21 protein-coding genes and 1 riboswitch are annotated in these 22,282 nt (G+C 64.2%); of the genes, 5 read left to right on the forward strand and 16 right to left on the reverse strand.

Annotated features, from left to right (window positions below):
• The first annotated feature begins 9 nt into the window (after positions 1-9).
• Positions 10-438: a GNAT family N-acetyltransferase gene (locus FJ938_RS19835; RefSeq protein WP_140607368.1), complete on the forward strand. Its 429-nt coding sequence runs from the start codon at positions 10-12 to the stop codon at positions 436-438.
• On the opposite strand, the gene FJ938_RS19840 is transcribed toward FJ938_RS19835, so the two are convergent.
• From FJ938_RS19840 to murA, 9 genes are all read right to left on the reverse strand, one after another.
• Positions 439-1,554, reverse strand: a complete 1,116-nt coding sequence (locus tag FJ938_RS19840; protein WP_140696532.1) for an anhydro-N-acetylmuramic acid kinase — start codon at positions 1,552-1,554, stop codon at positions 439-441.
• A 10-nt stretch (positions 1,555-1,564) separates the two neighbouring features.
• Positions 1,565-2,569 carry a serine hydrolase gene (locus tag FJ938_RS19845; protein WP_140696534.1) on the reverse strand — a complete coding sequence of 335 codons (1,005 nt, stop codon included), beginning with the start codon at positions 2,567-2,569 and terminating at the stop codon, positions 1,565-1,567.
• Positions 2,570-2,777: 208 nt separating this feature from the next.
• A complete protein-coding gene (locus tag FJ938_RS19855) occupies positions 2,778-4,526 on the reverse strand; it encodes an ABC transporter ATP-binding protein (RefSeq protein WP_140696537.1) in 1,749 nt (582 codons plus the stop codon).
• Positions 4,523-5,362, reverse strand: coding sequence for an ABC transporter permease (locus FJ938_RS19860; protein ID WP_140696610.1), 840 nt, complete (start codon positions 5,360-5,362; stop codon positions 4,523-4,525). Before FJ938_RS19860 ends, FJ938_RS19855 begins: the two co-directional genes overlap by 4 nt.
• Complete coding sequence (locus tag FJ938_RS19865; RefSeq protein ID WP_140696540.1) at positions 5,362-6,321, reverse strand: ABC transporter permease; 960 nt, start codon at positions 6,319-6,321, stop codon at positions 5,362-5,364. Before FJ938_RS19865 ends, FJ938_RS19860 begins: the two co-directional genes overlap by 1 nt.
• A gap of 148 nt (positions 6,322-6,469) precedes the next feature.
• On the reverse strand, positions 6,470-7,987 hold the full coding sequence (locus FJ938_RS19870) for an ABC transporter substrate-binding protein (RefSeq protein ID WP_140696543.1): 1,518 nt from the start codon (positions 7,985-7,987) through the stop codon (positions 6,470-6,472).
• Between the two features lie 124 nt (positions 7,988-8,111).
• A complete protein-coding gene (murQ, locus tag FJ938_RS19875) occupies positions 8,112-9,035 on the reverse strand; it encodes an N-acetylmuramic acid 6-phosphate etherase (RefSeq protein WP_140696546.1) in 924 nt (307 codons plus the stop codon).
• Between the two features lie 180 nt (positions 9,036-9,215).
• Positions 9,216-10,097, reverse strand: a complete 882-nt coding sequence (locus tag FJ938_RS19880; protein WP_140696548.1) for an N-acetylglucosamine kinase — start codon at positions 10,095-10,097, stop codon at positions 9,216-9,218.
• A complete protein-coding gene (murA, locus tag FJ938_RS19885) occupies positions 10,094-11,350 on the reverse strand; it encodes a UDP-N-acetylglucosamine 1-carboxyvinyltransferase (protein ID WP_140696551.1) in 1,257 nt (418 codons plus the stop codon). Before murA ends, FJ938_RS19880 begins: the two co-directional genes overlap by 4 nt.
• A 240-nt stretch (positions 11,351-11,590) precedes the next feature.
• Between murA and FJ938_RS19890 the strand changes: the two genes are divergently transcribed.
• Positions 11,591-12,451, forward strand: coding sequence for a MurR/RpiR family transcriptional regulator (locus tag FJ938_RS19890; RefSeq protein ID WP_140696554.1), 861 nt, complete (start codon positions 11,591-11,593; stop codon positions 12,449-12,451).
• 5 nt (positions 12,452-12,456) lie between these two features.
• Here FJ938_RS19890 and FJ938_RS19895 read toward each other — a convergent pair whose 3' ends face one another.
• Both FJ938_RS19895 and FJ938_RS19900 read right to left on the reverse strand, forming a co-directional pair.
• A complete protein-coding gene (locus FJ938_RS19895) occupies positions 12,457-13,812 on the reverse strand; it encodes a glutamine synthetase family protein (protein ID WP_140696556.1) in 1,356 nt (451 codons plus the stop codon).
• Between the two features lie 274 nt (positions 13,813-14,086).
• Entirely contained in the window at positions 14,087-14,785 is a 699-nt protein-coding gene (locus FJ938_RS19900; RefSeq protein ID WP_140696558.1) for a GntR family transcriptional regulator, read from the reverse strand.
• A 558-nt stretch (positions 14,786-15,343) separates the two neighbouring features.
• On the opposite strand from FJ938_RS19900, the gene ftsZ reads away from it, so the two are divergent.
• A complete protein-coding gene (gene ftsZ / locus FJ938_RS19910; protein ID WP_140696560.1) occupies positions 15,344-16,381 on the forward strand; it encodes a cell division protein FtsZ in 1,038 nt (345 codons plus the stop codon).
• 180 nt (positions 16,382-16,561) lie between these two features.
• Here ftsZ and FJ938_RS19915 read toward each other — a convergent pair whose 3' ends face one another.
• From FJ938_RS19915 to fba, 3 genes are all read right to left on the reverse strand, one after another.
• Complete coding sequence (locus FJ938_RS19915; protein WP_140607355.1) at positions 16,562-17,287, reverse strand: MgtC/SapB family protein; 726 nt, start codon at positions 17,285-17,287, stop codon at positions 16,562-16,564.
• A 107-nt stretch (positions 17,288-17,394) separates the two neighbouring features.
• Positions 17,395-17,553, reverse strand: a complete 159-nt coding sequence (locus tag FJ938_RS19920) for a peptide ABC transporter permease (protein WP_140607354.1) — start codon at positions 17,551-17,553, stop codon at positions 17,395-17,397.
• A 323-nt stretch (positions 17,554-17,876) separates the two neighbouring features.
• Positions 17,877-18,941 (reverse strand): class II fructose-bisphosphate aldolase, encoded by a 1,065-nt coding sequence (fba, locus tag FJ938_RS19925; protein WP_140696563.1) that lies wholly within the window; start codon positions 18,939-18,941, stop codon positions 17,877-17,879.
• Between the two features lie 233 nt (positions 18,942-19,174).
• Here fba and FJ938_RS19930 point away from each other — a divergent pair, with 233 nt between their 5' ends.
• Complete coding sequence (locus FJ938_RS19930; RefSeq protein ID WP_140696565.1) at positions 19,175-19,405, forward strand: hypothetical protein; 231 nt, start codon at positions 19,175-19,177, stop codon at positions 19,403-19,405.
• 256 nt (positions 19,406-19,661) lie between these two features.
• On the opposite strand, the gene FJ938_RS19935 is transcribed toward FJ938_RS19930, so the two are convergent.
• Both FJ938_RS19935 and FJ938_RS19940 read right to left on the reverse strand, forming a co-directional pair.
• A complete protein-coding gene (locus tag FJ938_RS19935) occupies positions 19,662-20,132 on the reverse strand; it encodes a 6,7-dimethyl-8-ribityllumazine synthase (protein ID WP_140696568.1) in 471 nt (156 codons plus the stop codon).
• 76 nt (positions 20,133-20,208) lie between these two features.
• A riboswitch (FMN riboswitch) is annotated at positions 20,209-20,410 on the reverse strand.
• Between the two features lie 34 nt (positions 20,411-20,444).
• The gene (locus FJ938_RS19940) at positions 20,445-21,659 is read right to left on the reverse strand and encodes an MFS transporter (RefSeq protein WP_140696613.1); all 1,215 of its coding nucleotides are present in this window, start codon (positions 21,657-21,659) and stop codon (positions 20,445-20,447) included.
• 49 nt (positions 21,660-21,708) lie between these two features.
• Between FJ938_RS19940 and FJ938_RS19945 the strand changes: the two genes are divergently transcribed.
• On the forward strand, positions 21,709-22,248 hold the full coding sequence (locus tag FJ938_RS19945; protein ID WP_140607349.1) for an Lrp/AsnC family transcriptional regulator: 540 nt from the start codon (positions 21,709-21,711) through the stop codon (positions 22,246-22,248).
• Positions 22,249-22,282: the final 34 nt, after the last annotated feature.

The following is a 22,282-nucleotide window of genomic DNA, read 5'->3' on the forward strand; positions in this document are numbered from 1 at the left end:
GAAAGAGCCATGAACACGACACTCGAAACAACGGCAAACCCGTTGCCGGAAGACCTCGCCTTTCTCGGCGAGCGCCTGACGGCCTTCAATGACGGCGATGTCGGCGCGTCGGAAAGGAAGGCGCTGGCCGTGTTCGTGCGCGACGAGCATGGCGCGGTCGTTGCCGGCATCTCCGGCTACACGGCCTGGGGCTGGCTCTACGTGCAATGGCTGTGGGTCGATGAAAGGCTGCGCGGCCAGCACATGGCCGGCAGGATGCTGGATGCTGCCGAGCAGGAAGCTGTGGCGCGCGGCTGCCGGAACGCCTGGATCGACACCTTCAGTCCCAACGCCTCCAGGGTCTACCAGCGCCAGGGCTATCAACCCTTCGGGACGCTGTCCGATTTCCCGGTCGGTCGCAGCCGCATCTTCCTGCAGAAGAAACTGTTGGCTGAGTGATCAGCCCGCCAGACGTCCGCCGCGCATCGGCTGCGGGGCTCCGGTTGTGCTTGGAAAACTGATCGGCAGGCCGCGCAGCACACGCACCGCCAGGAAGGCAAAACATTCGGCTTCCACCGCGTCGCCGCTCCAGCCGAGCTTCTCGGCCAGCACCACTTCGACACCGGCGCGGCTGGCGAGCATCGCCATCATCGTCGGGTTGTGACGGCCGCCGCCGCTGACCACCAATTTTTTCGGCCGGCTTGGCAAAAGGTCAAGCGCCTTGCCGACGGCGGCGGCGGTGAAGGCGGTGAGCAGCGCAGCGCCATCCTCGGCGCCCAGCCCGTCGGCCATCGCGGCGCCGAAGTCGAAACGGTCGAGCGATTTCGGATAGGGTTTGGTCAGATAGGGGTGCTGCAGCAGCTTGGCCAGCCTGGCCTCATCGACCGTTCCCGCGCGGCCAAGCGCGCCGTCGCGATCCATTTCGCCGAGCCCCTTCGACTTGATGAAATCGTTGAGCGGCGCGTTGGCGGGGCCGGTGTCGAAGGCAACGACATTGTCGGCGCCGTCCCACCAGGTGATGTTGGCAACGCCGCCGAGATTGAGCACCGCCACCTCGCCGCTGGCGCCGGCGCTGCGCATCAGCGCGGTGTGATAGGCGGCGGCCAAAGGCGCGCCTTGTCCGCCGGCGCGCATGTCGGCCGAGCGAAAGTCATAGGCGACCCTGGTACCCAGGATGGAATGCATCAACTCGCCATCGCCAAGCTGCCGTGTCTGGCCGAGCCGTCCGACCTGCGGCGCGCGATGCAGCACCGTCTGGCCGTGAAAGCCGACGACACCGATATCGGCCATCGTCATGCCATAGCCCTCGACCAATTCCTTCACCGCCGCCGACTGGGCACGCGTCAGCGCTTCCTCGGCCCTGCGGAAGATCACCGGTTCGGGTCCGACGAAATTCCAGGCCCGCGCTTCTTTCAGCGTGTCTTCCAGCAGGGAACGGATCGACGCGGGATAAGGCTTCAGCCGGTAAGTGCCGAAATCGTCGATTCTTTCGCCGTCGGTTTTGATCAAAGCGACGTCGATGTTGCCGTCCAGCACGGTGCCGGTCATCAGGCCGACGGCCCAGATTGGTTCCATGATCGCTTCCTTAGTCGATGTTGATGAGATCGCCGACCGCTTGCCGAAGCTGGACGATTCCGCTGTCGAAATGACGTGTCGGATGGATCCGGTTGGTGAGCAAGGTCCACGCCTTGCCTTTGTCGAAGTCGATCCACAGGCCGGTGCCGGTAAAGCCGGTGTGGCCGATCGTTCCCGGGCTGCACAATGCGCCGCCCGACCAGCCTTCGTAAGGCCGCTCCCAGCCATGGGTGCGGGTGGCGGACACGGATGTTCGCATCAGCGCGATCGAGTGCTCGGATACGCCATCGCCATCCAGCAGCCCTTGCGCGAAATCGAGCACCGAATCTGCCGTGCCGAACAGGCCGGCATGCCCCGCGCCCTGCAGCGCCGAACAATTGTCGTCGTGCACTTCGCCGCAGAGTACGCGATGGCGCCAGGTGCAGTCTTCGGTCGCGGCGGCGGCGTCCGACTCTGTTGACCAGGCAAAGCCTGGACCGGGTTCCAGGTCACGGATCGTTTTGCCCGACAGCCGTTCCAGCGCGAAGCCGAGCAGGATGAAATTGATATCGGAATAGACCGGGTCGCGAGCCCGCCATTCGCGCTGCAGGATGAAGGCGCGCAGCAGGTCGGGGTCGCGCCCATAAGTGTAGATCGGCTCGACGGCTGGAAAGGCCGTCTGGTGACCGAGGCACTGGCGGAACGTCACCGTCCGCTCCCAGGCTCCCGCATCGTACTGGCGCAGATCAGGCAGGACGGAGATCAGCGGCGCATCGAGATCGATGACACCGCTCTCCGCCAGCGCCAGGATGCGCGGCGTCGTGAAGATGACCTTGGTCAGGGATGCGAGGTCGAACCAGGTTTCGACGGTCATCGGCCGCTGCTTCGGCACGAGCTGCGCGGAGCCGATCGCCTTGGCGATGCGTTCGCCATTTCTGTCGACGATGCCAAGCATGCCGCCGGGAATGCGCTTGGTGACTACCGCGTCCGCTAGCGGTTGGAACGCGTGGTCGAAGAGATGGGCAAGGTTGGTCAACCCCGCCTCCTATTCGCAAGCTGGCGCTCCGTCCCACCCCCCTCTGTCCTGCCGGACATCTCCCCCGCAAGGGGGGAGATCAGATGTCGCCATCGCTTTCGCCAATCTCCTGCATTGTAAGGTGTGCGGGACGCTAGAACTGCCAATCTCCCTCCTTGTGGGGGAGATGGCCGGCAGGCCAGAGGGGGGTGCTGTCCCGCAAACATGTCTAAGTTTCCACCCTCACCATATGATCCCCGCCCAACAGCTCCCACTTCGCCGGCGCCGGCTCAAACCCCTGCGGGCGCACCAGCGAGGGCACCTGGCGTGTATCGATCTCGAAACGCTCGCGTCGGCGGTCGATGGTCGGAACGGCGGCGATCAGTTTCTTCGTATAGGAATGTTTCGGCTTCGACAGCACCGAGGTCGCGTCACCGATCTCGACGATCTGGCCGGCATAGATGACGGCGATCCGGTGGGCGATCCGCTCGACCACCGCCATGTCGTGCGAGATGAACAGATAGGCGAGCCCAAACTCGCGCTGCAGGTCGACCAGCAGCTCCAGCACCTTGGCCTGCACCGAAACATCGAGCGCCGACACCGCTTCATCGAGAACCACGACGGACGGGTTGAGCATCAGCGCACGGGCGATGCACAGCCTCTGCCGCTGGCCGCCGGAGAATTCGTGGGGATAGCGCTGCAGGCTGTTTTTCGGCAGGCCGACGCGTTCGAGCAGGCTCGCCATCCTGGCACGCGTCTCGGTATCAACGCGACCACCGGTGGCGATCACCGGTTCGGCCAGGATGCTTTCGATGGTCAGTCTCGGGTTGAGCGAAGCGTAGGGGTTCTGGAACACCATCTGCACGGGCTTGGCGCTGCGCTCGGCCGCGGCCGTTCGCGTGCTGACCGAGAAGCTGCCCCGCGTCGACCGCACCAACCCAAGCACCGCCTTGGCTGTGGTGGATTTGCCCGAACCGCTTTCGCCGACGATGGCCAGTGTCTCACCCGGCATCAGGTCGAAGTCGACACCATCGACGGCGTGCACCGCGCCGGTGGCGCGGCTGAAGAAATTGCTCTTGAGCGGAAACCGCACCACGAGGCCGTCGACCGTCAAGGCCGGCTCCGTGCCTGCATCCTTGTCGCGCTGCCCGTCCGCGCGCGTCGCGCGGCCGTTGGCGAAATGCGGCACGGCGTGCAGCAAATGCTGCGTGTAGGGATGCCGCGGATTGTCGAGGATCTGGTTCAGCTCGCCCTGTTCGACGGCCTGTCCGTTCTGCATCACCATCATCTTGTCGGCGATGCCGGCGACCAGGCCGATATCATGGGTGATGAAGATCATCGACATGGCGCTTTCGCGCTTCAGTTCGGCCAGCAGCGCCATGATCTGCGCCTGCACGGTGACGTCGAGCGCGGTCGTCGGCTCATCCGCGATTAGCAGGCGCGGATTGCAGGCCAGCGCAATGGCGATCATCACCCTTTGCAGCATGCCGCCCGACAGCAGGTTGGGCGTGTATTTCATCCGCCGCGCCGCATCGGGAATGCGCACGCGGTCGAGCGCATCCCTGGCTGCCGCCGTGGCTTGCCGGCCGGTCAGGCCGCGATGCAGCCGGAACGATTCCTCGATCTGCGAACCGATCGTCAGCACCGGATTGAGCGAGGTCATCGGTTCCTGGAAGATCATGCCGATCTCGGCGCCGCGAATGCCGGTCAGTTGCGGTTCGGTCGCGCTCATCAGGTCGAAGATGGTTCCGTCGGCCCGCTTCAGTTGCATCGAGCCGCCGGTGATGCGGCCGCCGCCGAAGTCGATGAGCCGGTTGATCGACAGCGCGGTGACGGATTTGCCCGAGCCACTTTCGCCGACAATCGCCAGTGTCTCGCCATCGGCCAGGTCGAAACTGACGCCGCGCACCACCTCGTTGGCCTGCGGATTGCGGCCGAAGCCGACGCGAAGGTCGCGGATAGACAGAAGCGGGGTCATGCCGGCGCCCTCCGCATCTTCGGGTCGAGTATATCGCGCAAGGCATCACCAAGCAGGTTGAAGCCGAGGATGCTGATCATGATCGTCAGGCCCGGGAAGATCATCAGCCAGGGCGCGGTTTCCATCAGGTTGCGGCTCTCGCTCAGCATCAGGCCGAGCGAGGCGGCCGGCGGCTGCGTGCCCAGACCCAGGAAGCTCAAGCCCGCCTCGGTGAGCAGCGCCCAGGCCAGCGCCAGCGTCACTTGTACCGTCAAGGGCGCCACCAGATTGAGTAGCAGGTGGCGCGTGACGATATAGCTCGAACTGCTGCCGAAGGTGCGCGCGGCATCGACGAATTCGCGGGCCTTGAGCGATAAAGCAGGGCCGCGCACGACGCGCGTGAAGATCGGCGTGTAGACGATACCGATGGCGACGACGCTCGTCCATGTGCCGGGCCCGGCAACGGTGACGATGAGCAGCGCCAGCAGGATCGCCGGGAAGGCGAGCAGCACATCCATGATCCGCATCAGAACCCCGTCCCAGCGCCGGCCGAGCCAGGCGGCCGCCAGCCCAAGCACGGTTCCGGCAAGGGCCGCAAAGGCGACCGAGAAGAAGGCGACCGTGAAGGATTGTCCGATACCAGCCATCAGGCGGCTGGCCACATCGCGCCCGAACAGGTCGGTGCCCATCCAGTAGGCGGCGCCGGGCGCGTGCAGCCGGTCGATGCGGTATTGCGTGATCGGATTGTGCGGCGTCAGCCCCACCAGGCCGAGGATCGCGACCATGAGATAGACGCCGACGATGATGCCGCCGATGCGGCCGCTGCCATGGCCCAAGATGGCGCGCGGGATACGCATCATTGTTCTCCCAGCCGGATGCGCGGATCGAGCGCGACATAGGCGAGGTCGACCAGGAGATTGACGATCATGAAGTTGAGGGCGATGAACAGCACGCTTCCCTGCACCAGCGCGTAGTCGCGCTGCAGGATGGCGTCTAGCACCATGCGTCCGAGACCGGGCAGGGCGTAGATCTGCTCGACGATCACGGCGCCGCCCAGGAGATAGCCGAACTCGATGCCGCTCAGCGTCACGACCGGGATCAGCGCGTTGGGGAGCGCATGCCGCCAGATGACGCTGCGCGCCGGCGCGCCCTTGCTGCGCGCGGTGCGCACATAATCGTCGCTCAACACGTCGAGCATCGCCGAGCGCGATATGCGCGTGACTGACGCGGCGAAAGCGAAGCCGAGCGTGATTGCCGGCAGGATCAGCTGGCTGAGATTGCGCAGCGGATCCTGCCGGAGCGGCGCGAATTCGCCCATTGCAGGTAACACGCCGAAGCCGGCCGACAGCGTGTATATGATCAAGAGGCCAAGCACGAAGCTCGGCGTCGACTGGCCGATCATGGCGACGATGCGCACCCCGAGATCGGAAGGCTTCTCATTGTGCGTGGCGGCGTAGATCCCGGCCGGCAGGCCGACGGCCAGCGCGATGATCATCGACAGGAGGGCCAGCTCCAGCGTCAGCGGGAAACGCTCGAGGATGACGTCGAGGACCGGCCTGCCATAGGTGACGGAGATGCCGAAATTGCCGTGCAGGATCCCGCCGATCCAGCGCCAGTACTGGACGAACCAGGGCTGGTCGATGCCGAAATAGGCGGCAAGCGAGTCCCGCTGCGCCGGCGTCAGCAGGCCGGCTTCGGTACCCAGCATCGCCGTGATCGAATCGCCCGGTACCATTCGGATCGCGACGAAGACCAGGATAGATACGCCAACCAGGACGAGAGGAAACGCCGCCAGTCGTCGCATCAGATAGTTCACGCGAAGAAGTCCTCTCGTCTAGAGCATGATGCCGAAAAGTGTGAAGCGGTCTTCGGACGACATCATGCTCTATCTTTTGATCTAGAGGCGGATTCAGATTTCAGGTCGATTCGACCTGAAATCATCCGACTCTAGGGGCCTGCGGCGGCTACTGCTGGCTGGTAACCTTGCTCAGGCTGAACAGCGTGCCCGTCGGCGTCGGCACGAACCCGGAGATGTTCTTCTGCTGGGCGGTGTAGCTATACGATGTATAGAGCCAGATCCATGGCGACACTTCGGCGAGGTGCTTTTCGAACTCGGCGAAGATCGCCTTGCGTTTCGCCGGATTGGTCTCGGCGCGGCCCTTTTGCATCAGGCTGTCGAGCGTGTCGTCGATGTAGTTCGCCACCTTCTGCAGATTGCCCGTCTTGGTCCAGTAGCGGTTGTACATTGTGTAGGGGTCGGCACGGCCGCCATTGAGCGCGATCGCCATGTCGAAATCGCCCTTCAGCCAGGCGTCGACATAGACATTGAGCTCCATCATCTTGATGTCCAGCTTGACGCCGATTTCGGCCAGTTGCGACTGGATGACCTGGGCTTCCGCCGCGGCCGTCGGCGGCTCGCCGGTGGCACCGATCACGGTCGCCGAAAATCCGTTGGCAAAGCCGGCCTCGGCCATCAGCTTCTTGGCCTTTTCGACATCGCGCTTGTAGCAGAACAACTGGCTGGGATCGGTCGCCAGCGCCGGGATGGTCAGCGGTCCGGTGACCTTGCCCTCGCCGAGCGAAGCGGTGTCCAGCACCTCCTGCCGGTCGATGGCGCAGGAGATCGCCTGGCGCACCTTGAGCTCCGTCATCGGCTTGCGCGACGGGTTGAGCTGCAGAACGTGATAGGCCAGCACCGGCACGCGGTTGAGCTGCAGGCTGGGTTCCTTTGGCACCAGCGTGGCGACGAGCGGATCGTTGAGCAGCGCGAAGTCGACCTGCTTGGTGCGCATGGCGGCCAGTATCGCCGCCTCGTCGGGCAGCACGCTGATCTCGATACCGTCGACGCCGGTCGCGCCGCCAGCCCACTCCTTGTTGGCGCTCAGCACTTCCTTGGCGTTGGGATCCCATTTGTCGAGCTTGAAGGGACCCGAGCCGACCGCCTTGGTGCCGATCGAGCCGGCCTTGATTTCAGCCGCCGGAACGATGGCCGCGTTGACGTCGCTCATCGCCGTCAGGATCGGCACGTCGGGCTGCGACAAATGGAAGACGACGGTCGTCGCGTCAGGTGTATCAATGCTGGCGATCGACAGGAAATTCGCACGGGCGGCCGCCCCCGTCTTTTCGTCGAGGATGCGCTCGAAGGAGGCCTTGACGTCGGCGGAGGTGACCGCTGTGCCGTCCTGGAATTTCGCCTTAGGGTCGAGTTTGAAGGTCAGTTCCTTGCCATCCTTGGAGAATTCCCAGGACGTGGCGATGGCGGGGACGATTTGCAGGCTGGCGTCGACCCGCACCAGCGGCTCATAGATCAGTTCCAGGAGCCGCAGCGACGAAAAGGCCGTCTGCTTGTGCGGGTCAAGCCCGGTGGCGTCCTGCGACCACGCCATATGGAGCGTCGCCGCCTGCGCCGAAACCGTCGCGATGCCAAGCATCGCCGCGAGCGTGATGCCCGACAGCAATGTTCTTGTGAAGTGCCTTACCATTTTCGTCTCCCATTATGATTTTGGACTCGATGCCTTGCAGTTCCGCCGAGTGCTTCCAAGACACACATGCTTTGGAGTATCGGCCCAGTCTAAGCGGCTTCACGCCGCCTTGTCTCATGCACCATCATGCCGTCATCTCGGTGATTGCCTTTCGCAGGAATCCCCCGGCCTTGCCGAGCGCCGCCCGCGCCTCCTCGACGCCCATGCCGGTGATCGTCACCAGGATGGCCAGCTTGACGTCGTTGCCGGTCTGGTCGAGAGCGTGCCGTGCCTGAGGCGCAGTGCAGCCGGTCGTCTGCATGACCATCCTGATTGCCCTGGCCACCAGCTTCTTGTTGGAAGGGTTGAGGTCGACCATCAGGTTCTGGAAACTCTTGCCGATGCGGATCATCGAGGCGGTGGTCAGCATGTTGAGCACCAGCTTCTGCGCGGTCCCCGATTTCAGCCGTGTCGAGCCGGTAAGCACTTCAGGACCGACGACCGGCGAGATGGCGATGTCGGCGATCCCGGCAATGGTCGATGCCGGATTGCACGAAAGGGCGACCGTCGTTGCACCCATTTGCTTGGCATAGTTCAGCCCGCCGATGACATAGGGCGTGCGCCCGCTGACCGCGATGCCGACCACCACGTCGTCCGGTGCGAGCCCGATCTCCCGCAGCGCCTGTGCGCCCATCTTCGGATCGTCCTCGGCACCTTCAATCGATCGCATCAGCGCGTCGGAACCACCGGCGATGAGGCCGACAACCATGCCTTCCGGCACGCGGAAGGTCGGCGGGCATTCGGAAGCATCGAGAACCCCGAGCCGCCCGCTGGTGCCGGCACCGATGTAGATCAGCCGCGCGCCCTTCTGGAAGGCAAGGACGATGCGGTCGACCGCGGCCGCGATTTCCGGCAGCACCTTTTCGACAGCCGACGGGACAACCCTGTCCTCGTCATTGATCTTGCGCAGGACGTCCAGGGTAGGCAGCAGGTCGATGTCGACAGTCCTCGGGTTTCGGCCTTCGGAAACCAGCCGGTCCAGCTCGGACATCAACCCTTGTTCAGTCATCTCGGTGCTTTCAAATCGCCGCACGGCGGGCGTCGAATATGGATCTTCGGCCGGTGCCAGTGCACACGGATGAATCAATCCGCCTGTCGCCATTCAGTCTCTGTTGTTAACTTTTTAGAATTCGATATTCGCACCGTCAACAGATTTTTGGAATATTTTATTCCTTCCCCCCTACTAAGCCTACCCTGTGCAGAGTGACCGCTTGGCAAGAATGATCGCGCCGGATACGGCGTCGCCGTCAGCGGGCTTGAGGCGGCGCCGGACATCGGGGGAGAGCCAGGGTTCGAGCGGGCTGGCGAGACCGCCCAGCAAGGTCACGCGCGGCGCGCCTTTCTCGAACAGCACCCGCACCAGCGTGTCGATCTGCTCGGCGGCCCCTTGCACGATGCGCCGTCCGACAGGATCGCCCTGGTCGGCATGGCGCATCACCATCGGCGCCAGCGCCGCGTAATCGGTGGCGCTGGCGCGGTCCATCCAGGCGACCGCTTCCATCGGATCGCCGTCGAAGCGCTGCATCACCTCCGCCAGCAGCGCCGTCCGTTCGTGGCGGCCGTCATGCGCGCGCAACGCCAGTTGCACGGCCTTCAGCCCAAGATCGGCACCGCTGCCCTCGTCGGAGATCGGAAATCCGTAACCGCCGGCGCGCAGGTCGCGGCCTTCGACAAAGCCGAGGCCGATCGAACCGGTGCCGGCAATGACGATGGCGCCGTCGAGGCCGGAATGCGCGCCAAGGCAGGCGCCGACGCCGTCGCTGACGAAATCGATGCTGGCAAAGGGATGCGCGATCGCCCGCAGCGCCGCCAGCGCACCCTTGCGGCCGATGCCGGCAAGGCCGATGCCGGCCCGGATCCGGGCGGTTTCGGCCGAGCCGAATCCTGTCTCCTCGATCGCCGCGCCGAACGCCTTTGCAACGGAGGCCCAGGCCGCGTCGATGCCGAGGCGCGTTGTCGCCGGGCCGGACAGACCCTGTCCCAGCACGATGCCGTCGGCATCCTCGATGCGGGCCCGGCAGCCGGTGCCGCCGCCGTCGACGCCGAGGAAATAAATCGCGCCGCCGCTCATGCGCCCAGCCGCTCGATCTCGGCGCCGCACAGACGCAGCTTGCGGTCCAGTTGTTCATAGCCGCGGTCGAGATGATAGACGCGGTTGATGGTTGTCTCGCCCTCGGCGATCAGCGCCGCCAGCACCAGCGACACCGAAGCGCGCAGGTCGGTGGCCATCACCTGCGCGCCGCGCAGTTTCGCGCCGCCGCGCACCAGCGCCGTCGTGCCCTGCAGCTTGATGTTGGCGCCGAGCCGCATTAGTTCCGGAACATGCATGAAGCGGTTCTCGAAGATGGTTTCGCGCAGCAGCGACGCGCCGTCCGCGCAACACATCAGCGCCATGAACTGCGCCTGCAGGTCGGTTGGAAAACCCGGATAAGGTTCCGTCGTGAGGTCGGCGGCCCTGAGCGGCCGGTCGCGCGACACGATGAGCCCGCGATCGCCGGGCCAGACGCTGACGGCGGTGGCCTCCAGCAATTGCACGACAGAGGCCATGTGCTCGAGCCGGGCATGGGTGAGTTCCAACTGCCCGCCGGTGATCGCCGCGGCGATGGCATAGGTGCCGGCCTCGATGCGGTCCGGGATGATGTCATGCCTGGCGGCATGCCAGCCGGTGTCGCCCGCGATCAGGATGCGGTGCGTGCCGGCACCTTCTATGCGCGCGCCCATGGCGTTGAGGCAAGCTGCGAGATCGGCCACTTCCGGTTCGCGCGCCGCGTTGAGGATCTCGGTCTCGCCCTTGGCTGTGGTCGCGGCCATCATGGCGGTTTCCGTTGCCCCGACCGATGGCGAGCTCAAGACGATGCGTGTGCCGGTCAGCCCGTTCGGCGCTGAAGCGACGATCAAGCCGTTCTCGATGGCGATCCGGGCACCGAGTGCCGTGAGCGCGGCGACATGCATGTCGACCGGCCGCGCGCCGATCGCGCAGCCGCCCGGCAGCGAAACCCGGGCATGGCCGAAACGGGCAAGCAGCGGCGCCAGCACCAGCACCGTCGCCCGCATCTTCCGCACCGTGTCGTAGGACGTCTCCTTGGAAACCGCGGCACTGGTGTCGATCGTCGCGGCATGCGGCGACCGCGTCACCTCGGCACCGTGAAGCCGCACCACGCGGAGCATGTTCTCGACGTCGGTCACTTCCGGCAGGTTGGTCAGTTCGAGCGGGTAGGGGCTGAGCAGGGCGGCCGCGATCTGCGGCAAAGCGGCATTCTTGGCGCCGGAGATCGTCACCGCGCCTTGTAGTCTTTGTCCGCCGATGATCCGCAGTCTGTCCATGGCTGATACCTTGTATGGCGAATCCGGGCGGCGGTCCGGCCCGCTCTCGGGAGCCGGTCTCGAATCCCGAGCTTTCGCAGGTCCAGTCGAAGAATTAATTCTGCGTTCTTGGCTGTCAATCGAAATTGGAATAATTTATTCCTCTGACGTCAAGCACCGGAGCACTGAATCAAAGGGATGGAGCATGATGTGGTCCAAAAAACCGCTTCACACTTTTCGACATCATGCTCTAGAGGGTCCATGTCCGTTCTGAAGAAGATCAATGCGAAGCTCGACGGCATGGCGCCTGGCGATCGTGAGATCGGCCAGTACATCGTCGACAATCCCGACCAGATGCTGCGGCTGTCGACGGCCGCCCTCGCGGCCGAGATCGGCCGCAGCCAGTCAAGTGTGGTCAAGTTCAGCCAGAAACTCGGCTATGCCAGCTACCAGGAGCTCAAGCTCGCCGTCAGCGAGGCCAAGGCGCGGGACTGGCAGGTGCCGGCCGGCGTCATCCACGGTTCCATCGAGGTCGGCGACGGTTTTCCTGTTATCCTGAAGAAGCTGATCGGCAGCAAGCTTCTGTCGATGCAGCAGACCGTCGCCGCCAACAGCGAGCGCATCATCTCCCGGACGCTGGAACTGCTGGATGGCGCGCGCCGCATCCACCTGGTCGGCGTCGGCGCCTCCTCGCTGGTGGCGCGCGATTTCTCCTACAAGCTGATGAAGCTCGGCCGCAATGTCGTGTACGACAGCGACAGCCACATCCAGATGGCCAATGTCTCGACGCTTGGGGAGGGCGACGTGCTGTTCGCGCTGTCCTATTCCGGCGCCAGCATCGAAACCTTGCGCATCGCCGAGCTTGCCCGCAAGCGCGGCACGATGGTGATCGCCGTCACCGGCCTCCAGGACAATCCGCTGAGCCGCGTCGCCGACATCCGCCTTTACACCATCGCCGATGAAGAGCGTGCGCGCTCTTCCTCCATCACCGCGCGCGACGCGCAGCTGACGCTGACGGACCTGCTGTTCATCCTGCTGCTGCAGAGGCAGCCGGACGCCAACGACTATGTCCACAACAGCGAAGCGGCGGTCTCGGTGCTGAAGGCCGAGCGATCGCCGTAAGGCCCTCAGACGCTTTCGAGATAGGTCTCGATCTCGAAGTCGCTGACATTGAGGGCGAACGTGTTCAACTCCTGACGTTTGCAGGCGATGAAGGAGTCGCGCAGGATCGCCGGGAAAATTTCCGCCACATGCGCCCCGCCTTCGAAGGCCGCGATCGCGGAGGCCCAGTCCGGCGGCAGCTTCGCCGGTGGAAGGCCTTGGCCATCGCTTCCGGTCGGGTCGCCCGGCGACATCTGCCTTTCGATGCCGATCAGCGCCGCGCCCAGTATGGCGGCAAGGACGAGATAGGGATTGGCGTCCGCGCCCGACACGCGGTGCTCGATGCGCCGCGCTCCGGTCGGGCCGCCGGGAATGCGGATCGCGACCATGCGGTTCTCGTAGCCCCAGGCGACCGCGGTCGGCGCATAGGATCGCGGGCGCAGCCTGCGGTAGGAATTGAAGTGCGGCGCGAATACCAATGTGCTCTCGGCCATCGCCGCCAGCAGTCCGCCGACGGCATGGCGCATGATGTCGGAGCCTTGGTCGGTGCCGTCGTCGAAGACGTTGCGCCCTTCGGCGTCGACTAGGCTGAAATGGACATGGAAGCCGTTGCCGGCCCGGTCGCCATAGGGCTTGGCCATGAAACAGGCGGCAAAACCGTGCTTGCGCGCAATGCCCTTGACCGTGCGCTTGAACAACACCGCATCGTCGGCCGCCCGCAGGGCGTCGGCGACATGGTTCAGGTTGATCTCGAACTGGCCGACGCCGTTCTCGGCGATCGCCGTGTCGACGGGAATGCCTTGCGCCCGGCAGGCTTCGTAGACGTCGTGGATGAAGGACTCGAAATCGTCGATCTCGTCGATCGACAGTGCCGCGTCGGAATCGAGGCGGCGCCCGGTGACCGGTGAGACGGGCCCGACCGGCCGCTGCGATTGCGGGTCGACCAGATAGAATTCGAGTTCCGTCGCCGCCACGGGGGTGAGGCCGAGCGCCTTGTAGCGGTCGAGGATGCGGGCCAGCGCCCGCCGGGGGTCACCGAGATAGGGCGCGCCACTTTCGTCGGCGAGCCAGAGCGGGACCAGCGCGGTCGGATGCGCCGTCCAGTCCACCGGCAGGATGCCGCGTCCCGTCCAGTGGCAAAGTCCGTCGGCATCGCCGGTCGAGAACACCAGCGTGTTGCCTTCGATGTCCTCGCCCCAGATGTCGAGGCCGATCAGCGAGTAGGGCATGCGCAGCTTGCCTTCCAGCGCCTTGCGGGCCTGCTCCACAGGGATGCGTTTCCCCCGCATGACGCCGTTGAGATCGCACACCGCCGCCCTCAGGCTCTGGATGTCGTTCCTGCTTTCAAGCCAGCTCAGGACGTCCGCAATTGCATCGCTCAATTTCCAACCTCTGGTTTTCGAAGGTGCCCAAGCCTGGCCGGCTGCGCTGTCCCGGATAAAAATGCTAGTGAGTTTTCAAAAAGCATATCCGGTCGCCGCCGGATGCTTTTCCTTATTTTTTCAAGTCACTAGCTGGGATATCGGGAGGCATTTCAAAACCAATTTCGCGATCTGCGATCGCAACATAGAGGCAAGAGGGCCGAAAGCCAAGGGACATTCGACGTGCTTGATCGGCCGCGGCAGCCACGCCTAGGCTTTGGATCGCCGGGTAATCCTAGCTTCCAGCGTCCGGAAATCTGGCCTGCTGGAGGATGTGCGCGGCGCCCTCCTCGATGTCGCGGACGATGGCCGCGCGGGCTCGTGCCCCATCCTGCGCCTCGATCGCGGCGACGACTTCCTCGTGATAGTCGATGTCGAGGATGGAGGAGAGATCGTCCTCGAACCCCATGGCGAGATTCCGGAGGAAGGGGCCAACCTGCATCCAGACGGTCTCTATCAGGAAGATCATCTGCTCGTTGCCGCAATGGCGATAGATCGAGAATTTGAAGGCGTAGTTCTTCCTGAGATAGTCGTCGATATCGCCTTCGCGCGCCGCCAGGGTCAATTCCAGGCTGTGGCGCCGGATTGCCCGAAGATTGTTGCCGTTGATGCGTTTTGTCGCGAGTTCGGTCGCCGAGCCTTCGAGGATCGTGCGCACGACGGTCAGTTGCGAGAACCGGTCGGCGGAGATCGCCGGCACCTCGACACTGCCGTTCGGCATCGGGCTCAGCGCCCGCAGCGCCTGCAGCCGCATGAAGGCGCTGCGCACCGGCATGTCGCTGGTGCCGAGTTCCTTGGCGAGCTTGCGCGAGGTGAGCTTCTGCCCGGGCGTGAACTGGCCCGACATCAGGGCCCGCACAAGCTCCAGATAGACCTTCTCATGCAACGGGACGGTGTCGACGGCGGTCAACCCGAATTGTGTTCTGTCGGCCATGGGCGGGGGGCGCTACTTCATTCGTTCTGAAATCTACCCCGACGACATCTGCCGTGGACAGTCCCGATCGGGCCGGGCACGGCGAAAGCGCCGAACCCAGCGGTTTGTCGCCACATGATAGACGCTTCAATCGCTGCGCGGCAAGCCAACTCGTTTCTCTGCCGGCACGGCCGCGCCCAACGTGCTCTACAACAATATCCATGGCCCGGATGTGTTTCGCTATCTCGCCGAAGAATATCTGCCGGCGGCCTACCTGCTTGACCCGATCTATCATTTCCATCTGAGGAACGGGCGACCAGCCAGGTTCCGGAGCGCAAGGCGTCCTGAAAAGCAATCGGATCGCATGCGTTCGCCAGGGACCGGACAGCCTGCCGCGCATGGTCGGCCCCTTCATCACAAATCTTGACCTTTCGCGCTCTTGCACGTCCGGCCGCTCTCTGGCTTTTTGGGGCACCCATCCGAACGGACTGATTCGCGTCATGCCGCTCGATCGCAATGTCTTACAGGCAGTCTGCGGGTGGGTCGTGAAGCGCGCGCAATTGGCGAAGGAGAAGCAGCATGGCCGAGTTCAAGAAGCCGGAAATCTCCGAGATGAGGCCCAAGATCACCGTCATCGGCGTTGGCGGTGGCGGCGGCAATGCTATCAACAACATGATCGCCGAACAGCTTCAGGGAACTGAATTCATCGCCGCCAACACCGATGCCCAGGCGCTGACCATGTCGAAGGCGACGCGGCTGATCCAGCTTGGCGCGCATGTCACCGAAGGCTTGGGCGCCGGCTCGCTGCCCGAGATCGGCCGCGCCGCCGCGGAGGAATCGCTCGACGAGATCATGGACCATCTGGCCGGCACGCATATGTGTTTCGTCACCGCTGGCATGGGCGGCGGCACCGGCACCGGTGCTGCGCCGATCATCGCCCAGGCGGCGCGCAAGGCCGGCATCCTGACCGTGGGCGTCGTCACCAAGCCCTTTACCTTCGAGGGCAGGCGCCGCATGCAGATGGCCGAGGAGGGCATCGAGCGGCTGCGCGAAAGCGCCGACACGGTGATCGTGATCCCGAACCAGAACCTGTTCCGCATCGCCGATGCCAAGACCACCTTCGCCGATGCCTTCGTCATCGCCGACCGGGTGCTCTATTCCGGCGTCAGCTGCATCACCGATCTCATCGTCAAGGAAGGCCTGATCAATCTCGACTTCGCCGACGTCAAGTCGGTCATGCGCGGCATGGGCCGCGCCATGATGGGGACCGGCGAGGCGTCCGGCGAGAACCGGGCGATGAAGGCGGCCGAAGCCGCGATCGCCAATCCGCTGCTTGACGAGATGTCGATGAAGGGCGCGAAAGGCGTCCTGGTGTCGATATCGGGCGGCAGGGACATGACCCTGTTCGAGGTCGACGAGGCCGCCACCCGTATCCGCGAGGAGGTCTACGAAGACGCCGACATCATCGTCGGCGCGATCTTCGACAAGAGCATGGAAGGCCGCTTCAGGGTTTCGGTGGTGGCGACCGGCCTCGACCGTTCGCTCAGCGAGGGCGATGCCGACGCCGGCATCGCCCATAACCACTCCGTACCGCCTGCCGCGCGGATTTTGCAGTAGGATCTGTTTCCTTCGAATGACTGGCATCGGGGCGTCCGCTTGCGGAGCAACACGGTCAGGCCGCACTCGCTTGCACTCCGTACCGGAACGTTCCGCTCGGGCGGTGGCGTTTCACCTGGATGGCAGCGTGGGAATCGAGTTCCTGGTAGCGCGGAAGTGAGACCGCAACGCTTCCGTCATTCAGGGCGACTTCTCGCCGACCAGCTCAAATCGCTCGATCTCGCAGTGCCGGCCGACCACCGCCAGGATTTCCGTTGACGTTTCCGCCGCCTCGGGTTGCTTCCACTCGAGGTTGAAGGAGTACACGAAGCGGCCGCGGCCGGAGTCATGCTCCATCGTGGAAAGACGTGCGTCGTAGCCAAGCGGCCGCACCATTTCCCGAAGGTCGGGCGGTGAGGATTTCGCCGAGGAGACCGACAGGATCGCATGATGGTCGCGCGGAATCTTGAGGTCGATCCATTTCAACGCCTGGAGCGTTACCATCGTCAGCAGCGTTGCGATCGCGCCAAGGCCGAACTGGCCGCCGCCAAACGCAAGCCCGATCACGGTCATGATCCACATGCTGGCGGCGGTGGTGACGCCGGTCACAAGATCGCCGCGCCGAAGGATGGCGCCGCCGCCAATGAAGCCGACACCGGTCAGCACGCCAAGCGGAAAACGCAGGACATCCATGCGGGCGAAGGAGTCCGCCCCTTTGCCCATCGTATCAAGCAGCATGTTGGCTTGGATCATGGCAACCGCGGCCGCAAGGCCGACCAGGATGGTCGTGCGAAGCCCGGCGGTGTGGCCGCGCGCTTCCCTGTTCAGGCCAATGAGGAAACCTGCCAGCAGCACAAACAGGAGGCGCGCGACGAGATCGGGCCAAGTCGGATGAACCGGCATATCGCAGCAAAGCGGCTCGAACATTGTTTTCGTGCTCCGCCCTTGTCCCCCAGGCCTTCAGCACCGCCCGGCGCTGGCGATTTCTTATGGCGCAATGCGTCGCACCCTCGAGTCGAGACGGGGCACGCCGGTCATCGGACGGCCAAAGCCAGCACCAATCCCAGCACAACGATGCCGATCAGGCCGGCGACGAAGATGATGCGGTGAGTGCGCGTGCGCAGGATGATTTCGCCCTGCCTTGCGTCCTGTCCGGAAAAGACGGGTCCTTCCCTGCCGCGATCCTTGCTCATGACGTGCTCCTTCCTTGCCGCGCGCGCCGCGACGCTGAAGTGTCGATGTTAAAAACCTTTTTTGACGCTCGAAGTTCCAGCCGAACTGCCGCCGTACGTGCCACGTGGGCTTCATCACGTCGGCGGCCTGGCCCAGTGCGAGGTCGCCAAGCGGCTGGGGATCCTGCAGAATGCGATCGACGCCGCCGGTATAGTCATACCGCTCGAGATCACCGATTGCCCTGGCGCCCTGCACGGCGGGCCTCGCAGGATCCCGGCAAGTGCGTGAAAAACGAAGAGCGGTTCGGCGCGTCAAACGCTGAACCGCTCCAGCAGCCGGCCGTTCAGCCGAATTTCGGATCGAGGCTACCCGACTTGTAGCGCTTGGCCATGTCCGACAGCGGGATCGGCTTGATCTTGGGCGCATTGCCGGCGGTGCCGAACTGCTCGAAGCGCTCCTTGCAGAGCTTCCTCATCGCCGCCATGGCCGGCGTCAGGTACTTGCGCGGGTCGAACTCGCTGGGGTTCTCGGTCAGCACCTTGCGGATCGCGCCGGTCAGCGCCATGCGGTTGTCGGTGTCGATGTTGATCTTGCGCACGCCGTGCTTGATGCCGCGCTGGATCTCTTCCACCGGCACGCCCCAGGTCGGCTTCATCTGGCCGCCATATTTGTTGATGATCTCCTGCAGGTCTTCCGGCACCGAGGACGAGCCGTGCATGACCAGATGCATGTTGGGCAGGCGGCGGTGGATTTCCTCGATAACGTTCATCGCCAGCACAGCACCGTCGGGCTTGCGCGAGAATTTGTAGGCGCCATGGCTGGTGCCCATGGCGACCGCCAGCGCATCGACATGGGTGTCGCGCACGAACTGTTCGGCCTGCACCGGATCGGTCAGCAACTGGTCGTGGCTGATCGCGCCCTCGACGCCATGGCCGTCTTCCTGCTCGCCGCCGCCGCTCTCCAGCGAACCGAGCACGCCGATTTCGCCTTCCACCGAAACGCCGCCCCAATGCGCCATGTCGACGACGCGGCGCGTGATGCCGGAATTGTAGGCGTAGTCGGCGGGCGACTTGCCGTCTTCCTTGAGCGAGCCGTCCATCATCACCGAGGTGAAGCCGTACTGGATCGCCGTGACGCAGGTGGCTTCGTTGTTGCCATGGTCGAGATGCATGCAGACCGGGATGTCGGGATGGATCTCGACCAGCGCGTCGATCAGCTTGGCCAGCACGACGTCATTGGCATAGGCGCGCGCGCCGCGGCTCGCCTGCAGGATGACGGGCGACTTGGTCTCTTCCGCCGCCTCCATTATGGCGAGGCCCTGCTCCATGTTGTTCATGTTGAAGGCCGGCACGCCATAGCCGTATTCGGCGGCGTGATCGAGCAATTGTCTCAGTGTGATGCGAGCCAACGAATAGTCTCCCGTATCTGTTTTCAAGCCTTTGGTTGCGGGCTGTCCGCGCATCGTCCAGCCCGCCGATGTTTCTGGCCGGATTTCCGCGCGACCGCAACCGCCCCGGACCATCCCGGCCGCAAATGTTGTTACAGCGCAGCGATAAAGGCCGGCTCCCTTTGACCGCCCCGCCTGACGGATGGAAGGCGGTGTCGGCGTGGGGTGAAAGAGGCTTCGGGCCGGGACGACCAGTGCTGAGTGTGCGCGGCAGTGCCGGCTTATTTCTGTCTGCCAAGCCTGGCCGCGAGGGAACGCCGCACGTCCGCTTCCGCTCCGTCCAGCAGCTCGATCAGAAGTTTGCTGGTGGCTGCCGGATCGCGCTTTTCGATGTTCTCGACAATCTGCCGGTGCAGCTTGAGCGTGCCGATCGCCAAGGACGCCAGGGGCATGCCTTCAAGGTCAGTTTCGATCTGAAGCTGTAGGCGGGCATCGGCAGGGCCGCGTCCCGCCGGCACCTGGGGTGCAGATCCCAGGATGGGCGACGCGGCCTTGCGTCAGACCAGTTGCAAAACGTCAGAACGGGTCAGCGTTTGGTAATCACTGACCCGCTCAACGCTTGCCGCGTCCGAGCATCGGATCGGGCGGTGACGAGGCAAGGACATCGCCGATTGCCACGGCATCGGAAGTTTATTGCCCCGTAGCCGAGGGAAGGGCGGCTCATGGCCTGAGCCGCCGCCGTCATGCCGCGATCTTTTCCCGAGCGGCGAGGATCTGCACGCAGGCGTTCGCCGCTTCCTTTCCCTTGACGGTGAAGTGTTCGAAGAAGAAGCGGTGATGCTCGGCGCTGTCGTGGTAGTTGTGCGGCGTCAGCACCGCCGAAAGCACCGGCACGCCGGTCGACAACTGCACGTTCATCATGCCGTCGATAACGGCGCCAGCGACGAACTCATGCCGGTAGATACCACCATTGACGACGAATGCCGTGCCGAGGATCGCGGCATAGCGGCCGGTCGCCGCCAGCGTCTTGGCATGCAGCGGGATTTCATAGGCGCCGGGCACGTCGAAGATTTCGACGGCAAAGCGCCCGTCGCCGAGCGCGGCAAGTTCCGCCTCGAAGGCGGCGACACACTGGTCGACGATATCGGCGTGCCAGCGCGCCCTGACAACGGCGACGCGTGTTTCATAGTCTTTGTGGGAATGCTGATTCATGGGTCCATCCTTCCGTTTCGAACCAGAATCAGGACGCACGATACGGAAGCCGGCCGCTTGGGCGGTCCGTTTTCCGTTTCGTTCTCTTTCATCCGGACTGTGACCGTCGGCTCCGGAATCACACCGGATCTGCTGACCTTTCCAATCTTGGAAAGCGCTCGCGGGCTTGGGTCTCGCGCATGCCCCTGAAAACCGGAAACCGGTTTTCGGAAAGGAATCGTGCGTAACTGAGAGTCCTTACCGCCGGTGGGGACTTTCACCCCGCCCTGAGAACATTAACGCGCTTTGTATGAAAGGGCAGGGGTGCCGCTGTCAACCGTGCGGACGCCGGTGGCCCATCACGTCTATTTGGCCAGTCTGGCGCCATGCCGCGGCGGAAGCCGCAACCAGCATCAGCAGCGCCGCGACCATCGCGCAGACGGCAAAGCCGAAATTGGAATAGAGTGGACCGAAACCGGTGGTGCCGACAAAGACCGCCAGGTAGGTCACCGCGCTGTTCAGGCCCATGATCGTGCCGCGCCGCGAGGGATCGAGTGCCGACAGGCGGGTCACCAGGACGTTCAGTCCGAAATGGTTGGCAAGTCCCCACACCGCCACCATGGTCAGGGTCAGCCCGAAGCTGTTGCTTGTCGCGGCGATGGCCACATAGACGACGGCAACGAGAAGATAGGCGAACGGCATGACGCGGCGGGCACCCAGGCGATCGATCACGCCGTCGAGGAGAGCGGCCGCGCCGAAGCCGATGCCATAGGCGAGCGCGGCCCACCCACTGGCGCTCACCGGCTTGCCCAGCCCGCTGTGCAGGTGATCGCCGAGATAGCCGTAGACGCCGTAGAAGGCGGTCATGAAGGCCGCGCAGGCGATGAGCAGCGGCACGATGCCGGGAATGCTCAACGCCGCCAGCGGCGTTGGTGCCGGGCCAGTCTTCCTGGCGTCGCTCAGCGACGTCATCGCAAGGCTTGCCAGCGCGAGGATCGCGAGCAGCGCGACGGCGGCAAAAACGGCGCGCCAATGCACGAGATCAGCAAGCACGGCCGACAAGGAGACCCCGGCCACCATGCTGAGCGTCCATCCGGTCAGCACGACACCGATGGTCCCGCTTTCGCGGCCAGGTGGCGCGATGGCCGCGGAGCTGGAATAAATGGCCGGCATGGCGACGCCGGCGGCGATGCCGGCGAGCAGTTGGGCCGCGACCAGCATCAGCACCGTCGGTGCCGCCGCGCTGGCCACAAGGGCTATCGCCAGCAGCAGCAATGCCCCCTGCAGCATCCGGCGGGCACCGAGCCGGTCGATATAGCGTGCCAGGAACAGGGCGCTTGCCGAGGTTCCGAGGCCAAACGCTGCCGCCGCCACCATGACGGCAGGGACGCTGGTTCCGAACGACACCGCGACAGCAGGGGCTATCGGCCCGAGAACCAGCGAGTTCGAGCCGATCACCGCGATGCACCCGGTCAACAGATAAGCGAGAGCCGGGATGGGCGGCCGGACGTTTGCGGTTAGAGCTGCTGCTTGATTGCTGTTCGACATATCACCATAATGGCTGTATTTCATTCAGCTGCAATCGGGAATTCTCTCCATGGATGAAGAAACAAATGGCATTCCGCAGAACAGGCCAACGGCCCGGGATATCGATGCAATCGACCGAAAAATATTAGGCGTGCTGGTCGATGATGCGACCGTCAGCTATGCCGAACTCGGCGATCGCGTCGGCCTTTCGCCTCCGGCTGCCCACGAGCGCGTCAAGCGGCTTCGGCGCAGCGGCGCCATCCGCAACACCGCCGCCATCATCGACCCCAATGCGGTAAGGAAGCCGCTGCTCGCCTTCGTCCACATCGACACCAGGGGCTGGGGCAAGACCCCGGAACTGATGGCGGTCTCCGAATATCCCGAGGTCGAGGAGATCCACACGGTCGCCGGGGACACATGCGTGCTCCTCAAGGTCCGCACCGAGGACACGCGGGCGCTGGAAGGACTTCTGTCACGCCTTTACGATACGCCGGGCGTCACCTCCACACGCAGCTATGTGGTGCTGTCGACCTATCTCGAACGACCGGTACAGCCCGGCATCACGGCACAATGGCCGATGCCGCGGCACCTGGTCAGGCCGCTCTATTAGGCGCCTGGCCAGGGGTTACTGGATACTCGAAGCT

The sequence above is a fragment of the Mesorhizobium sp. B2-4-14 genome (genome assembly GCF_006442155.1).
In the GTDB taxonomy this organism is placed as follows: Bacteria; Pseudomonadota; Alphaproteobacteria; order Rhizobiales; family Rhizobiaceae; genus Mesorhizobium.

Coding starts and splice junctions, on each gene's coding strand:
- FJ938_RS19835 (WP_140607368.1), top strand. CDS start 10: ATGAACACGACACTCGAAACAACGGCAAACCCGTTGCCGGAAGACCTC.
- FJ938_RS19840 (WP_140696532.1), bottom strand. CDS start 1,554: ATGGAACCAATCTGGGCCGTCGGCCTGATGACCGGCACCGTGCTGGAC.
- FJ938_RS19855 (WP_140696537.1), bottom strand. CDS start 4,526: ATGACCCCGCTTCTGTCTATCCGCGACCTTCGCGTCGGCTTCGGCCGC.
- FJ938_RS19860 (WP_140696610.1), bottom strand. CDS start 5,362: ATGCGTATCCCGCGCGCCATCTTGGGCCATGGCAGCGGCCGCATCGGC.
- FJ938_RS19870 (WP_140696543.1), bottom strand. CDS start 7,987: ATGGTAAGGCACTTCACAAGAACATTGCTGTCGGGCATCACGCTCGCG.
- murQ (WP_140696546.1), bottom strand. CDS start 9,035: ATGACTGAACAAGGGTTGATGTCCGAGCTGGACCGGCTGGTTTCCGAA.
- FJ938_RS19880 (WP_140696548.1), bottom strand. CDS start 10,097: ATGAGCGGCGGCGCGATTTATTTCCTCGGCGTCGACGGCGGCGGCACC.
- murA (WP_140696551.1), bottom strand. CDS start 11,350: ATGGACAGACTGCGGATCATCGGCGGACAAAGACTACAAGGCGCGGTG.
- FJ938_RS19890 (WP_140696554.1), top strand. CDS start 11,591: ATGTCCGTTCTGAAGAAGATCAATGCGAAGCTCGACGGCATGGCGCCT.
- FJ938_RS19900 (WP_140696558.1), bottom strand. CDS start 14,785: ATGGCCGACAGAACACAATTCGGGTTGACCGCCGTCGACACCGTCCCG.
- ftsZ (WP_140696560.1), top strand. CDS start 15,344: ATGGCCGAGTTCAAGAAGCCGGAAATCTCCGAGATGAGGCCCAAGATC.
- FJ938_RS19915 (WP_140607355.1), bottom strand. CDS start 17,287: ATGTTCGAGCCGCTTTGCTGCGATATGCCGGTTCATCCGACTTGGCCC.
- FJ938_RS19920 (WP_140607354.1), bottom strand. CDS start 17,553: ATGAGCAAGGATCGCGGCAGGGAAGGACCCGTCTTTTCCGGACAGGAC.
- FJ938_RS19935 (WP_140696568.1), bottom strand. CDS start 20,132: ATGAATCAGCATTCCCACAAAGACTATGAAACACGCGTCGCCGTTGTC.
- FJ938_RS19940 (WP_140696613.1), bottom strand. CDS start 21,659: ATGTCGAACAGCAATCAAGCAGCAGCTCTAACCGCAAACGTCCGGCCG.
- FJ938_RS19945 (WP_140607349.1), top strand. CDS start 21,709: ATGGATGAAGAAACAAATGGCATTCCGCAGAACAGGCCAACGGCCCGG.